Source organism: Fibrobacter sp. UBA7003, from assembly GCA_002449765.1.
Classification (GTDB): domain Bacteria; phylum Fibrobacterota; class Fibrobacteria; order Fibrobacterales; family Fibrobacteraceae; genus Fibrobacter.
The window spans coordinates 67,290-82,207 of record DJXN01000012.1 but is presented as its reverse complement, the minus strand read 5'-3'; the positions used below and the strand labels follow the sequence as shown (position 1 = coordinate 82,207).

9 protein-coding genes are annotated in these 14,918 nt (G+C 55.1%); 6 read left to right on the top strand and 3 right to left on the bottom strand.

Going from position 1 to position 14,918, the window contains the following annotated elements:
* Positions 1-92: 92 nt before the first annotated feature.
* From B2952_RS08545 to B2952_RS08535, 3 genes are all read right to left on the bottom strand, one after another.
* Complete coding sequence (locus B2952_RS08545) at positions 93-1,796, bottom strand: hypothetical protein (protein WP_290728880.1); 1,704 nt, start codon at positions 1,794-1,796, stop codon at positions 93-95.
* A gap of 20 nt (positions 1,797-1,816) precedes the next feature.
* A complete protein-coding gene (locus B2952_RS08540) occupies positions 1,817-4,819 on the bottom strand; it encodes a glycosyl hydrolase family 28-related protein (protein ID WP_173381616.1) in 3,003 nt (1,000 codons plus the stop codon).
* A 271-nt stretch (positions 4,820-5,090) separates the two neighbouring features.
* Positions 5,091-7,268 carry a carbohydrate-binding domain-containing protein gene (locus B2952_RS08535; protein ID WP_290734413.1) on the bottom strand — a complete coding sequence of 726 codons (2,178 nt, stop codon included), beginning with the start codon at positions 7,266-7,268 and terminating at the stop codon, positions 5,091-5,093.
* 218 nt (positions 7,269-7,486) lie between these two features.
* Here B2952_RS08535 and B2952_RS08530 point away from each other — a divergent pair, with 218 nt between their 5' ends.
* From B2952_RS08530 to B2952_RS08505, 6 genes are all read left to right on the top strand, one after another.
* Positions 7,487-9,022 (top strand): hypothetical protein, encoded by a 1,536-nt coding sequence (locus tag B2952_RS08530; RefSeq protein ID WP_290728876.1) that lies wholly within the window; start codon positions 7,487-7,489, stop codon positions 9,020-9,022.
* A 5-nt stretch (positions 9,023-9,027) separates the two neighbouring features.
* Complete coding sequence (locus tag B2952_RS08525) at positions 9,028-10,362, top strand: U32 family peptidase C-terminal domain-containing protein (RefSeq protein WP_290728874.1); 1,335 nt, start codon at positions 9,028-9,030, stop codon at positions 10,360-10,362.
* 9 nt (positions 10,363-10,371) lie between these two features.
* Positions 10,372-10,806: a hypothetical protein gene (locus B2952_RS08520; protein ID WP_173364860.1), complete on the top strand. Its 435-nt coding sequence runs from the start codon at positions 10,372-10,374 to the stop codon at positions 10,804-10,806.
* Entirely contained in the window at positions 10,769-12,196 is a 1,428-nt protein-coding gene (locus B2952_RS08515) for a hypothetical protein (protein ID WP_290728871.1), read from the top strand. The genes B2952_RS08520 and B2952_RS08515 overlap by 38 nt, the downstream gene beginning before the upstream one ends.
* 467 nt (positions 12,197-12,663) lie before the next feature.
* The gene (locus B2952_RS08510; protein WP_290781587.1) at positions 12,664-14,040 is read left to right on the top strand and encodes a DnaA ATPase domain-containing protein; all 1,377 of its coding nucleotides are present in this window, start codon (positions 12,664-12,666) and stop codon (positions 14,038-14,040) included.
* The gene (locus B2952_RS08505; protein ID WP_290728869.1) at positions 14,040-14,906 is read left to right on the top strand and encodes an NAD-dependent epimerase/dehydratase family protein; all 867 of its coding nucleotides are present in this window, start codon (positions 14,040-14,042) and stop codon (positions 14,904-14,906) included. Before B2952_RS08510 ends, B2952_RS08505 begins: the two co-directional genes overlap by 1 nt.
* Positions 14,907-14,918 lie beyond the last annotated feature (12 nt).

Below are 14,918 nucleotides of genomic sequence, written 5' to 3'. Positions count from 1 at the left end.
CAGCTTGCAGGTTGGCAGAGCTTGGCGCGACTTGCAAGATTAGGCCCCAAAAATAGTAAAATCGGGGCGGTCTTCAAGGGCTGGTCCGACCTTTAGCGCACCAGGACGGTCAAAGTGTCCCTCATCAGGGGGTCTGCCATGCTCTGTGCGATGAGCCTGGCCGTCCTTTCTTCTGCACCATCCTGGGCAATCAGGTAGTACGAGGAGATTTCCTGTTCGCCCTTGCAGATTTCCATCTGTCTGATATAAGATTCGGTGCCGAGGGCGGTGAGGTCTTCGCAGGGGACGAACCACTTGACGTTGGAACTCGTCTTGTAGGGGACGGTCTGGAAGGAGAACTTGTCCAGGCGTACGGTGTCGCCGGAATCGACGCTCATGGTCTTGTAGGTGACGTCCTTGGCCTCGTTGTAGAACTTGAGGGAATCGAGCGAGCCCGGGCGCTGGATGAACGTCCGGAGGGTGAGGTTCGAATCGGTAAGCGCCTTCGAATTGAGCTGGAGGTAGCGCAGGTAGAGCGCACCGTCCTTCTTGGCCTTGTAGCCGTGCTGGAGGCTGTTGATGGTGCCGACGGAATCACCCTTCGCGTTGATGAGTGCATAGTAGGCTTTCGGCGTGCCGTTGCATTCCATGTACTTGCAGTAGCCCTGCATTTCGTGGTAGACGACGATGGAGTCTCCCTTCTTGAGGTCGGCGAGCCACACGTAGTGGTCCTGGCGCAGGTAGTACTTGGTGGAATCGTTTGCCGGACGCACGATGACGAGGGTGTCGCCGGGATAGACGATGGAATCGGGGTTAGCGAGGTATTCTCCCTGGTTCAGCCTGCGGAAGCGCGTGGCGGCTTCGAAGGTGGCGAAAGGCCCGGAGAGGAAGCTTACCACGTTGCTCGGATTCAGCCTGAGGGTCCATGCGGAAGAATCGTTGGTGACGAGCAGGGTGTCGAGCGTGTTTGTCTCGGGGGAGTAGACATTGCTGTCCTTGTCAATCAGTTCATACTTGTTGATCCCATCTCCCTGCACGGAGAGGTTCACGCTGAAGCCGGTTTCGACCTTGAAGGCGATTTCGATGCTCTTGGGGGCTTCGCCGATGACGAGAATGCCGCGGACGGTATCGCGCAAGTCGATGTCGATATGGGAGGAGTCTCCGGTGTAATTGTAGTAGGAGGTGTCGACGTCGACCTTGATGCGCAGGTGGGCGGAAGTGTCGAATTTAGCCTTGAGGTCGAGGTAGTAGAAATCCTCGTTGAACACGACGAAGCTGTTTTGGAGCATGTCGGCTCCGGAGCCGGAATGCATGTAGTCTGAGTAGACGGAATCTTTTTTCGTGGAGTTCCAGACGGGTCCGGTCGTCCTGAGATTGACGGATTTTTCGCTCCGGACGCGGATGGTGTCCCCTTCTGTGCCGCTGGTCGCTGCGGCAACGTTTATGCGGGTTCCCTTCGGAAACGACCCGAGGAACAGCGAAACGGTCGTGTTCGAACTGTCGAGACAGACGATGTCGTCGTGGCAGACCTTCTCGACGTAGGTGGAATCTTCGGACTTCTTGTCGGTGGAATCCTTCTTGACCTTGACGGTGTCCCACGTGGCCATTTCCATGTAGAAGTTCATCGTCTCGCCGATGTCGATGGTGTCGCGGTAGTCGATGTCGAGGCGCGTGCTGAGCGAGGAACTCGAACTGAACGATTCCCCCGCAAAGCTTTCGTTGCCGTCGGTGACGGACGATGTGTTTGTATGCGTTGTCTCGCTGCACGCGATAAGGAGTGCGGCAAGGAGGATGAGTGCAGAAAGAAGCTTGTTCATAGGGATACCGGGGAATCGCGTTAGTTGAGGATGAAGAACTTCTGTTCGGCGTTGAAGGCTTCGCCGTTAATCTTGAGGGTGTATTTGCCGGTGGGGAAGGCCTTCGCCTTGAACTTGAAATTGATTTTCTTTTCGCCGGGGACTTCGCGTGCAGCAACCGTGAGCATGCGCTTGCCCGATTCGTTGATAATCTCGATTTGCACGAACTGCGGGTAGCCCACGGTCAGGTCGAAGTTGCATTCCAGGTTCACGATGTCGATGTTGACCTTCGAAAGCGTGTAGCCGCCGTCCATGGCGTCGCCGCCGACGGAACGCGTGTTGTCGTAGTAGCCCACATAGAGCGTGGGGGCGACATCCTTGCCCGAGTTGTGGGAGCGGATGTGCGTTTCGCCGGGCTCGACGGCGGTGAGGATGAGCGTGTAGAGGTTGGAGGGGTGCTTCCTCTTGAAGAACTCGGTGAGGGTCGGCGTGCGGAGGAAGGCTCCGAGGGGAGCCTTCGGATTGAGCGTAATGATACCGAGGAAGTCTGCGTACTTCGTGTCGATGCCTCCACCGGAGTTCTTGCGGATGTTGAACTGTCCGCCCGGCTGGTCGAGGTTCGCGGGGGCGTTTTCCCAGGTGAGTTCGTCGCTCTTCCAGTCCACTCCCAGCTTGTCTTCTCCGAAGTTCATTTCCTTGGCGGTTTCCTTGAGACCAAAGATGTTCAACTGCACGGGCTTCTTGATGGAATCGGGGTCGAAGTCGAGTTTGAGGGCCACGTCGAATAGCGGTCCCGGAAGCACGGACAGGTCGAACTTGAGGTAGATCTTGCCGGCATCGTTCTTGTCGTGAGCGACACGGAGGTTTTCGTCGGTGCCGTGCGGGGAATAGTTGTCGAACTGTGAAATCCAGGTGTCGGCGCCGCGCCCGCTCGGGATGTTGTCGCCCGAATGGTCAAACGTGGTGTAGCGCTTGTCGAACACATAGACCTTGCCTGTATCGGCGCCCGTCTGGTAGCCGTCGTTTGCGGTAAAGAGGATGTTGTAGCGACCGCTTGCCGTGAACGACACGTCCGTCTCGTATTCGGTGGAATCGGAGAAGGTCACCTTGCCGGGGCCGACTCCCTTTTTCCAGACAACGGGTACGCGGCAGAGTCCGTCGCCACGGCCATCATCCTCGACGGTCCCGGTGAGCTTGAGCCTGTTCGGCTGCACCAGGATGAGTTCCTTGGCCATGCTCGCCTTGGGAGGATCGTTGTGGCCCTGCTTCGGGGCATAGCCTGTGTAGAGGTTCATCATGATTCCGCCGGATTCGTTCTTCGGCAGTTCCGTGTTCTTGAGCACGTAGACCTTCGAACCTTGCCTCGATTCCTCGACAATCTTCACGTAGGGGTTCCCGCGGGTAAGAGTCTCCTTGAGGCCGACAATGGAGAGGTTCGAGTTGTCGTTGATGAACATGGGCGCGTTCTTCGCCTTGTCGCTTGCGATGACGTTCACGCCGAGGAGTTCGGCAGACGCCTTGTTGAAGTTGTTGAGGATGGTGTTGCCGTCCTTGACGGTGAGGCCTAGAATCCAGAGCGTTCCGCCGTTGTTTGTAATCTTGGCTCCCTTGGTGTCGCCGATCATGGTGACCTGGCGCCCCCAGAGTTTCTGGTAGTTCATCTGGATGGTGCCTACCGAGACATCTTCGAGGAATACGTCACCGTTGCCGAATTCGGATGTCTCGAATGACTTCACGTACATGTTCTTCAGGAGCACGGTGCGCTTGGAGTTGTTGATGATGCCGCTTCCGAAGGTGGAAAAGCGTTCGATGGTGATGTCGTGGAAGGTGCCTTCCTCGATAATGAACTTGCCTTTGCCGTCAATCTTACCTTCGGTTCCGATGATGCGGTGGATTCGGTTGCGCAGGTAGATGTCGCGGTTGATGGTCCAGCGGCCTCCGGGCGGGAAGAAGATGGTTTCTGCGCCGTCGTCGATGGCGCTCTGGATGGCCTTGGAATCATCGGATCCGTCGTTTGCCCTGCCGCCATAATCGCCGGTGATGGACGTCCAGTACATGGACTTTTGATCGCTTCCGGTCGGCGTCTCGGTCACGGAAAGCCTCATGGACTGCTTGGGGCTGTGGCAGAGCTGGTGGTTTTCCTGCGTGGAAAACTCGATAATCTCGGTATTGCTGAATTCCTCGTTGTGTGCCTTGACGGTGCTCTTGATTTTGGACTTGAACTTGCTTACGATGACTGCCCGTGCGAAAAGCTGTCCTTCGTTCACGATGGCGGTGGTCGGCTTGGCGACATTCTTGCCGGGGTCATATTCGAGGGTGGCATCGACAATGACGAGGGATGCGTCCGTGCCGTGGTTGTAGACTGCCGGCGCGTTGCCCTTGAATCTGAGCCCGCGCGTGGCAATCATCTGACCGTCGTTGTCGAGACCGTATTTTTTTTGGCCTCCGAGAGTCAAGTGTTCGAAGGTCATGCTGTTGGTCGTACCCGCAGTGTAGACACCCACGTCGAATCCGTTGACTTCGACGTTCTTCAGGAGCAACGGGCCGATGTTCTCGGTGAAGCCCATGTCGATTCCGTAGACGCCCGCGCTATCGCCGGACTGAACTTTCACGTTGGTAATATTGCCTTGGATTGCCGCGTTGAAGCGGATGCCTATGGCGCCGGGGTTCTTTTTGCCGGTGCGGATGGTAAGGTCGCGGATAGCGTTCCTCTGTCGTTGGGCAGGGCCGTCGCCTGTGTAGATGACTGCCTGCGGAAAGTCGGGGTTCTCGAATCCCGGGACATCGTCCTGGAGGGTGATGATGGTGCTACCCATGTTTTCACCCTGGAGAATAGTACGGCGGTAGTCCTTTTCGGGTTTGCCGTTTGCTGTAGGCCAGGTGAGCGCAGAAGAAATCTTGTAGATGCCATGGGGCAGGTAGATAATGTAGTCGCCATCAGGGTGGTCGTTCAAAGCTCTTTGGATGGCCTCCGTGTCGTCTTCCTTGCCGTCTCCCTTCGCGTTGTAGGGGTCAGCCTTGACGTTTACGACTTCGGCGCCCATGGGAAACTCGACCTGGGCAAAGGCGCCGAGGACTAAGGTGCAGAGAACAGCTAAAAAAGTGCGAAAAGTGCGCAAAAAAAACATGGAAACCTCGCTGGGGGACTTCTTGACTTTAAATATATAAAAAAAGCGGCCAGACACCGCAAGCGCGAACGCTTAGAATGTCTGACCTTGGGGTTGGTTTGGAGTATCCTTAATTATAGAAATTTAAATGCTCTTGGGAAGATATCCCCCTTGAAAAAAGTCGCATATGTGATTTTGGTCACTTTGCCTATTTTTCGTAGAAAACAAGGCCGTTGGGGAAGGTGACTTGCTTCATGCCGCTGGTGTTTACCTGTGCGACGGAAGTGACTGAGCCGCCATAGAGGATCATGCTTCCCGAGCCCTTCGGGGCGAATGCTGCGTTGGCGCTACCGTAGGCCGTGCCTGCTGTGTACGATGTTGCCGTGCAGTTCGGGTATTCCTCGGTCTGGCTTCCAAATCCGAGGAACACTCCGCCCGTAATGGTGAACCCGTTGTCGGTGTCGATGAGTCCGCCCGCGCCGTTCGTTGCGCATCCGCCGCTGCTACCGCTCTGACCCGGCCTTCCGCCCATACTGCCGCCCATGCCGCCGCTGCTTGCGGGAATTTCTACGATGACGACTCCGCCGGACTGCTTTGCCGTACCGTTCGCATCGAGCACGTCGATGTCGTTGCCCGAGGCGCTAATGTAGTGGTAGCCGCCCGTGATGACGATGTAGCCCTTGCTGCTGCTCATCATGCCGCCACCGAAACCGCCCCACTGCGAGCCGCTGGAGGTGCCTGGGTCTGCAGAACCGCCTGCGGCGTTCCAGCCGTCGTCAGTGCCGTATGTTGCGGTGATTCCGCCTTCGGCAAAGATGTAGAACGCTTCCATGCCTTCGGAGGCCTTCGTGACGTTGATGGTGGATCCTGCGAGGTGGAGCGCGGAATCGGCGTGGATGCCGTCGTCGCCGGCGCTCACGGTCACGTTTCCGCCGTTCATGTAAACGTTCAGGTTGGAATGAATGCCGTCATCGTTCGAGGTGACATCGATGTTGCCCGCGTTGATGTAGATTCTGTCTTCGGATACGATGCCCTTGCCGGTGCTCTTGACCGTGATTTTCGGGGCGGAGATGGAATCGTTGATGAACACGTAGTTGTAAGCCTGGATGCCGTCATCGCCGGCTTTTTCGATGTTGATGGTGCCGCCCTTGATGTTGACAATGCCCTTGCCTTCGGTAATGGTCGTGTCGTTCCCGCTTACGGTGCATTCGTCGCTCTTGATGCCGTCACCGCTTGTAGCCGTGAGGTTCAGCGTGCCGCCTTCGATATCGACGAGATCTTTTCCCTTAAATGCGTTGTTTTTCGCGGTTACGGTGATGGTCGGATTGTCGCGGACGCGCAGGTCGTCGCTGCTGTGGATGCCGTTGTTGTAGTTGCCGGTCACCTTGATGATGCCGGAACCCTTGATGGTAAGGTCATCCTTCGAGAAAATGCAGGCGCCCGCGTAGGTCGTATCGGATGCCCCGTTTGCGTTTGTAAATGAGATAACAGAATTTCTCGTCGATGCGTCAGAGAATGTGCTTGTTCCCTCGTTTGCGACGATGAAGGTCTTGTTGCTGTTGAGCGATACAACCGGTGCTGAAGTCGTATTCGAAAGCGTGACCGAATTCATGAAGAGATACACGTTGTCCTGTGCGCCGGCGAGGACCTTGATCTGTCCGTTACTGCTGCTTCCGCTGAAGAAGTAGTTGCCTGCGCAGGTGACGGTGACGTTGCTCCCTTCGATGCTGACGCAGCCGTTGTCGTTTACGACGGTTGCGCCCGTGGCGGCAAAAGTGATGGACGGCTCGTTGCCATTGGATACGGCTTCGGGGGGGGCGTTGGAGCCTGTTTCGGAGTCTCCCGAAGATGCTACGGCGACATCGGCAGAAGATGCGATGGCGGCTGCTTCGCTGGAAGAAGAACCGACCGCCTCGGCCAACATAATCTTGTTGCAGCCATTGTCGAAGTAGAAGGTCTTGCCCTGTGCCCGGTAGTAGGTGATTCCGTCCAGAACATACAACATTGTTGCTCCGCGAGTGTCGCAGTCGATTGCTGCCGCGGAACTGGAGGTGGGTTCGACGGTTGCCGTTCCTGTGTCCGCTGGGGTGTCTCCGGAGGGCGTCCCTGCTTCGGATTCGGGGACGCCGATAATGCCGTCCTCTCCAATCCAGAACGAGAGATTCCCTGCGGCATCGAAGCACATGACCGTAATCCCGTCAGCGGCGTAAAATCCCGTGTAGTTCTCGTTGAGGCAGATGTTATCGGCATTCCCGTTAGTTTCGATTCCTTCGAAATCGCTGTTTGCCGGCGCTTGGGTATTAGGAGCGTCGTCCGAACAGGCGGCGAGTAGGCCGAAGGCGAGTGCAGAAGAAACCGCGAGCTTTTTTTGAATTCTTGATGTCATGATTGTATCCCTTTTCCAAACAACAATCCTGAATGGGCTTGTTCGTTTTCAAAAATACCAAGTGAAAGTCCGGGTTTTAAGTTTTTTTTCGCTTGTTTTGAAAAAAGTCGATTCGATATTTGGGGGCTTTCGTTCCGTTCGGAACGAATGCGGTCAGAAAAGACCTGTTGTGCTTTTGACAACGGCACGGACTCTTTTTAAAAAACTAAATTGCAGTTATGTTCGTAAAAAAAACTCGTTCTCTTGCTCTTGTGGCAATTATTTCTTCGCAGGTGATTGCTGCATCCCCGGTCGTTGGCCCCGAGCACACGCGCAATTTGCGGACGCTTGAAATGGCCCCGATGCTTTTTGAATACCATCGGCAGACAACCGGTAGCGACCGCCAGTTCTTTACCTATCCGCGACGTGATGCGGAATTCCACAAGCATTTTGTCGAAACGGAATCGAACGCGATTCTCTATTACGACAATGCGAACGGCGTGGGTATTGCGGGCCACGGATTCGATGATGATTCTGTCAGGGCTCCGCGCATAGGAATTGCGACGAGTGTTGTGGGTGGAATCGACTATCGCGGAGGCGAGGCTTTGGGCGATACCATTTGGCCAGGAATCGACGGTGGCATCTACCTGCGCGGCTTTGCCGATTCCGTCGAGTTTGTACTTGATGCGCGAATTTACGACGAAGGACATTCCGCGGCTAAACCGAAGTCGTGGGACCGCGAGTTCCTGGAAGTGCAGAAAGAAGAAAACAACTCCGGGGTCGAATATACGAGTTATGCCCGTTATCGCACGCACCTGTCGTTCAATTACGATTGGTTCCGGCTGGACTTCGGTCGTGACGTGATGCACTGGGGCCCTGGCTACTATAACAACCTCACGTTGAATCAGTTCTCGCTTCCGTTCAATTCGATGAGTGTCGATTTGCGCTTCGGACCTTTGCGCGTGTTTAGCTTCTATGGCGATCTTCGCATTTACGGGAGCATGAGCGACAAGAATAAGGACGAAACGCGCAACCTCTTTGGACACCGCTACGAACTTGCCTTCGGGAATGCGACGGTGGGCATTAGCGAACTCACGGTGCTTTACAATAACATGAAGCCGTGGCTGTTTGTGCCGACGGTTCCGCTCTTTATGGAAAAGGGCAACTATTCCGAAAGCAGCAACAATGGCTCCCTGGCGATGGATTTCAATTATCGCCTGTTCAACAAGGTACGAATTTATACGGAATTCTTCCTCGATGACATGGAATCTCCGATTAGTCTCGTCAAGAACGACAATATCGAAGCGAAGTGGGCATGGATGGCCGGCTTGCAGGCGGGACATGATTTCTATATCAAGGGGAAAAAGCTCGAAGTGGGGACTGTCGCTGAATATGCCCGTGTCGAGCCCTATGTCTATACGCATTTCGTGAAGAATACGGCGCAGATGGCGCACCTGGGCTATCCGCTCGGAAACCAGGGCGGTCCGAATAGCCAAACGATAGATTGGAATGTATTTGCGCAGTTCGACGGCCATATCTTCGCGTCGCTTCGCAATACCTGGTTCTGGAAGGGGACGGATTACGGGAGTGCCGTAAATGACACGACTCCGCGCCATAACCACATGAAGATCCATAAGAAGTTTCTCGACGGGGCGAAAATGCAGTATTCTCTCACGCCCGCACTTGCATATGAGGGACAATACGTAAGCTTCATGGGTGAACTTACCTTTATTGACGACCGCAAGGTGTACCTCCGCGCCGGATTCAAGTGGTAGCTTGTATGAAAAAACCAGAACTGTTGGCTCCTGCGGGTGACCTTGTGCGCATGAAGTATGCGTATGCCTATGGTGCGGACGCTGTATATGCGGGCCAACCTGCTTTTAGCCTCCGGGCCCGCGAAAACGGGTTCAGGAGCTTGGATGACCTGGCGGAAGGTATCGCTTATGCGAGGAGCCTCGGGAAAAAATTCTACCTCACGAGCAACGTGATTCCCCGTAACGTGAAGGTCGAATCGTTCCAAAAGGCGCTGCTTGCGGCGATAGAACTCAAGCCCGATGCGCTGATTGTCGCTGACCCTGGATTTGTCGGCTGGCTTCGTAAAGAACGTCCCGATGTGGAAATCCACCTTTCGGTGCAGGCGAATACCACGAATTACCTCGCCGCAAAGTTCTGGCGAGATCTGGGTGTCCGCCGAATTATCCTGAGTCGTGAACTTCGGCTGTCTGAAATTTTGGAGATAAAGGAAAAGCTGCCGGACCTTGAACTGGAGGTGTTTGTTCATGGTGCCGTGTGTATGGCAATGTCCGGACGCTGTATGCTCAGCAACTGGGTGACCCACCGCGATGCGAACCAGGGGGCCTGCGACAACAGCTGCCGTATGCCTTACCGGCTTTATGCCAATTCCGGGCCTCAAGTGGAGGATTACCGCGAACACGAAGGCGAATTCAGCTTGCAGCGGACGGATAGACCCGAACTTCCACCGGTGGCCCTGGACGAGGATACTTGGGGAACATACTTTATGAGTAGCCGGGACCTCTGCGCCCTGGACGTGATTCCCGAACTGGTGCAGGGCGGACTCGACTCGTTCAAGATAGAAGGCCGCACGCGCTCGGTATATTACCTTTCCCAAGTAGTGCGCGCTTATCGCATGGCCATCGATGCGTCGGTTGTTGCCCTGGAATCGGGAAGTCCCTGCTCTCAGGACCTTGTTCCGCAGGAGTCCCGCAGGGCGATGCGCTTTGTGGACGGCCGCGGGTTCATGCCGGGATTTTTACGTGGCCCCCTGCCGCAGAATTACGAGGCGACACATGTGGATGCTGAAGGCGGGTGTGTCGCCGCACAGATCCTCGATTATGACGCTACGACGAATTCCTGCCGCGTGAACGTGAAGAACCCGTTCTGCATGGACGATTCGCTCGAAATCATGACTCCCGCGGGGATGGATCCGATCCAGGTGGAAAGCCTGATGGATTTCCGGGGTGCGGCGGCCGACCGCTTGAACCCGGGGACGGAAGGGCGCGTCTTTTTACAGGAAAATGTGCTAAAAAACACGGAAAAGGCCAATTTCGGGTTCATTGTAAAGAAAATCACAGCGCATAGGGCGTCTAATACGTAAATTTTGAATATGGCAGTCGACGAAGCGACGAAAAAACAGGACGAGTTGGAACTTTATCAAATAGACGATAAGGCAATCGTCCCTTTTTTCAGGGATCATTTGGATGACTTGAAGAACTTCATCGAATTGCACAAGGGGCAGAACCTTTCGCTCCTGGTCCTTCTGAAGCAGTTTATCCGCACCTACCGCTTGCCTTTCAATATGCACCGCTATATGGAAGTGCAACGGACCTTTATCCAGCAGACGTTGCGTAGCCAGCTCGAAAACAGGCAGGCCGCCGTGAGCAACTGGATTCAGGAACACGCTGGGCGTCATCGCGACCGCATGATTCAGCTGCAGTGCCTTTACCTTGAGCGCGTGAAAGGCTCGCTCCTGCCCGAAATCGAAAAACTGCTTGGACATTCTGTTGAAACTCTGTGCCATCACGAAAAGAGCAATCAGTAGCGGGCTCCTGGTCCCCGTTTCGGTTGCCCTGTTTGCCCTGTTTCCTCTGACGGATACGGATATCTGGTGGCATCTGGCTTGTGCCCGGGAGTGGTATCTGACGTGGTCCCCGGTGCGGCTTCCCGCAGTGAATGTTCACGAGTATTTCCAGCAGGTCGTCTATGCGGCGTATTCTCTCGGCGGGGCGCCGTTGCTTGTCGCTTTCAAGGCGTTGCTTTGGGGAACTGTGTTTGCGCTGTTCCTTTGGCCGTTCCGTAAGGCAATCCGATGCAATGCTGTGACTGCCGCTACTTTGACAGTGACTTTGTTTGTGTTCCGCTATTGCTTCGAAATACGGCCGGTGCTGTTCAGCCTGTTGATTCTGGGTGTCTATTGGAATCTGCTGCCGGGATTGCGCCGTGTTCCCGTTGCTGTCGCGATTCTCATTTTGCAGTGGCTGTGGTGTCGAGTGCAGGGCCTCTATATATTGGGGCCGCTCTTTGCGGCGGCCGTGCTTTTGCCGCAGATTGTAAAAAGTGCGAACGCGCGCGAACGCCTTCTGAAATCCGCATTCCTCCTTTCGATGTTTGCGATGCCTTTGTTGCGCGGGGATGGATTGCGTCTGTTTCTGTACCCGCTTGGGCTTTTGGATAGGCTTCTCGGCATTACTCCGTCGGTGGCCGTGTTTGCATCGTCCATCGCCGAGAACCGTAGCCCGTTTTCGATACTTGCGGCGGGAGAAAACGTCTTAGGATGTGTCTTTGCGGTTGCAGTGTGCGCTGTGGCGTGTGCTTGGTCGCTTCGCAACATCCTGTACCGTCGGGAGTGGACTTTGTCTGCTTCTCTTTTGACGACGGCGGTACTCGCGTTAGTCGCAGAACGCAATATGGCGCTGTTCCTACCCGTATTTGCCGTTGCTTTTTTACATGAAATATCTCGTGCTGAATGTTGCTTGCAAAATGTTAATTTGTTCTATAAATGGTCGGGGGTTGCGGTCTTGGCTTTTGTGTTCGGGCTCTGGGCGCGTTCCCTTGCCGCTTATGATTCCTTTGTCGCCTACCAGCGGGTCCCTGTCGATGCGGCGAAATGGATGTCGGCTCATCCGCATGCTGGCAGGCTTTTCAATGACGATCGCGCTGGCGGCTACCTCGCTTTCGTGAACCCGTCCGATTCCGTCTATGTCGATGGACGCTTTATTCTCAAGACGGCAGACTTTTTTGAACGCTATCTGCGCTTTGCCGAAGAGCCGGGACTGTTTTTCTCCGAGGCGGATTCCTGGGGGGTCGACCGCGCTGTTTTTCCGCTCCGCTACTATGCCCGTTGGGGAAGGGTTCTCGACGCTCTCGATAGTGCCCCGGAATGGCAAGTGGGGCATGTGGATGAATACTATATCGTATTCTGCAAAAAATGATACATAAAACTCACATAACGGCAACAATATCAACAACTTACGAATTCCGGGCCTTCCTAAAGTGCCGAAATTTGACAAAAAAACGCATTTTGTCAGGGTTGTAGTGAACAAATGGTCATTATTTTCGCTGTCAAGGGATGATTGAAAATTTTTCTGTTGATATGTTGTGCAGTCGGTAGTGATGATACCTTGATTGCTGCGTGATTAAACTCCCGAGATTTGGGGATAGAAGCGGGAATAAAAAGTTTTTTGTGGGAAATTGCCTTTTTTGGCCCTTTTTGGGGGGCTTTTAAAAAAAAAGAAAAAGCCCCGGTTTCGCTGTTGGCCCTTTATCTAATTTTTAAACCCGAAAGTTTTTTTGGTTTATTTGGTTTATTGTGGAAAATACGGTTACCTTATTGAGTTTATCTGCGTCGCCCTGGCCGATGGTCATGGAGTACATGCGTTCGCAGTGCAATGATTTTGGAATGGCTATTCTCGATGCGGTCGGATTCGAGGGAATCGACGATGGCATTGCTTATTTGACAGTCCCGGACCAGTTCCGTGAAACTTGGCTGAACAGCCACTATGGCGAACTTTTGCGCAAGGCGTTTGCCTCGGTTGTCGGGTCTTCCTTTGTCGATTACCGCGTGCGTCAAATTGCGCAGTCCGCGGCGGTTCCCGAAATGAAGCTTTCGGCTCCGGCGGTGGCCCCTGCGGTTGTCAAGCAGGCGGAAGCGACTGCTCGCACCCGCAAGAAGTCGTGTCGCATCCCGAAACTCTATGCAAACTATACCTTCGAGAACTTTGTCGAGGGTGATTGCAACAACACGGCGCTGAAGGCGTGCCTTTCGGTCGTGGATCATCCGGGCGACATGGCCATGAACCCGCTCCTGGTTTACGGGGCGACTGGCCTTGGCAAGACGCACCTGCTCCATGCCGTTGCGGCGAGGCTTTGCGCGCGGAACTCCTCGCTCAAGGTCGTTTATCGCCAGGCCTATGACTTCTTGCGCGATACCATGGATATCGTGAGAGCGTCTTCCAAGAAAAACTGGACTCTCGCGAACGAGCTGAAGGAACGCTTCCAGGGAATGTATATCGATTGCGATGTGCTGCTTTTGGACGATATCCAGTTGCTCAAGAGCAGCGTCTATTGCCAAGATCATCTTGCAAAACTCATCAACACGCTCCGTCACGAGGGAAAGCAGATTATCTTGAGTTGCGACCGCCATCCGGGTTCGTTCCGCAAGCTCATGCCGGGCGAGAAGCCGACGGACGATCAGACGCCGCAGTTTACGTCGATTCTTTTGAACCATCTCGAAAGTTGTGTCGCCGTCGGGATCGAGGAACCCGATCTGAAGACTCGCATGGACGTTATCCGCAAGAAGTCGGAGAATCTCCCGTTCGTGGCTGAAGACCGCGAGGAAATCTGCAGGTTCCTTTCCATTCCGCCGCGTGCGAACGTGCGCCTCATCGAAAGCGTGCTTCACTGGCTCGACGCCATGCACAAACTGAACGGCGTGGAACTGAGCCTCCACTGCATCAAGCAGTTGCTTGTATCCCCGCAAAACGATGGCGCGACGCTTACGCTAAAGAATATCAGCGAAACCGTGGCCGCCTCCTTCCGTGTCGACACGATTGTGCTTTCTTCCAGGCGCCAGGACAAGGGCGCCTCCTTGCCGCGCAAGGTGGCGATGTTCCTTTGCCGCGAGCTCACCTCCGAAACGGTCGAGGATGTGGGCAAGGTCTTTAAGCGCGATTATACCTCGGTGATTGCCGCCATTCAGTCCCTCAAAAAGATGATGGAAGATGACGAGGCCCTTGCGGGGCGCGTCAGGGACTTGCGTTACATGTTGGAGTCCTGATGCGGGCTCTGGTAACGGGCGGGGCTGGCGTCGTAGGGAGGGCGCTATGCCGGGAGCTACAGGAACGCGGTGTGTGTGTGCGTGTCCTGACGCTCCCCGGTGATCCCCTGGTGCAGTCGTTTCCTCGAAATATTGATGTTGTTTATGGCGATGTTGCCGACTACGCCTCCATTCGGCCCGCGTTCGATGGCGTGGACTGCGTTTTCCACCTGGCGGCAATTCTCCTTTCGAGGGATGCTTCCGCGTTCGAGCGCATCAACGCGGGCGGAACGCGCAACGTGGTCTCTGCCTGCCAAGATTCGGGCGTGCGTCGCCTGCTTTATGTTTCGAGCATTTCTGTCACCTATCCGGTGCTCACTCCCTACGGGGCAAGCAAGCTTGCGGGGGAGACTGCGGTAAAGGAATCCGGGCTTGACTGGACCATCGTGCGGCCGACCCTCGTGATTGGTGACGGCGGGGGTGTTGAATTCAGGATGTATGCGGACTTTGTCTGCAGGTTCCCGGTCTACCCGCTCCCGGGGGGCGGTACCGCGCGCAAGAAGCCCGTCCGGAGTGTTGACCTCGTGAAGGGAATCGCCGCTGCGGGTCTTGCTCCCGAGGCTATCGGGAATACGTATGCGCTTGCGGGCCCCGAGGTGATGACGATGGCCGAAATGGCGGCGCGCATCTTGCGTACCGCGGGGAAACGCCACCAGATGTTCCCGCTGCCTTGGTGGATTGCGAAAAGGCTTGCGGTACTCCGGAACTGGATTGGCGGACGGCGCGTTTCTGCCGAGCAGGCGCTCGCCGGATTCCTCTATGATGCCGTACCCGGCATCGAAAATGCGGAAAAAGACCTCGAATATCACCCGAAAAACGCTTTGTAGGATGTTTTTTGC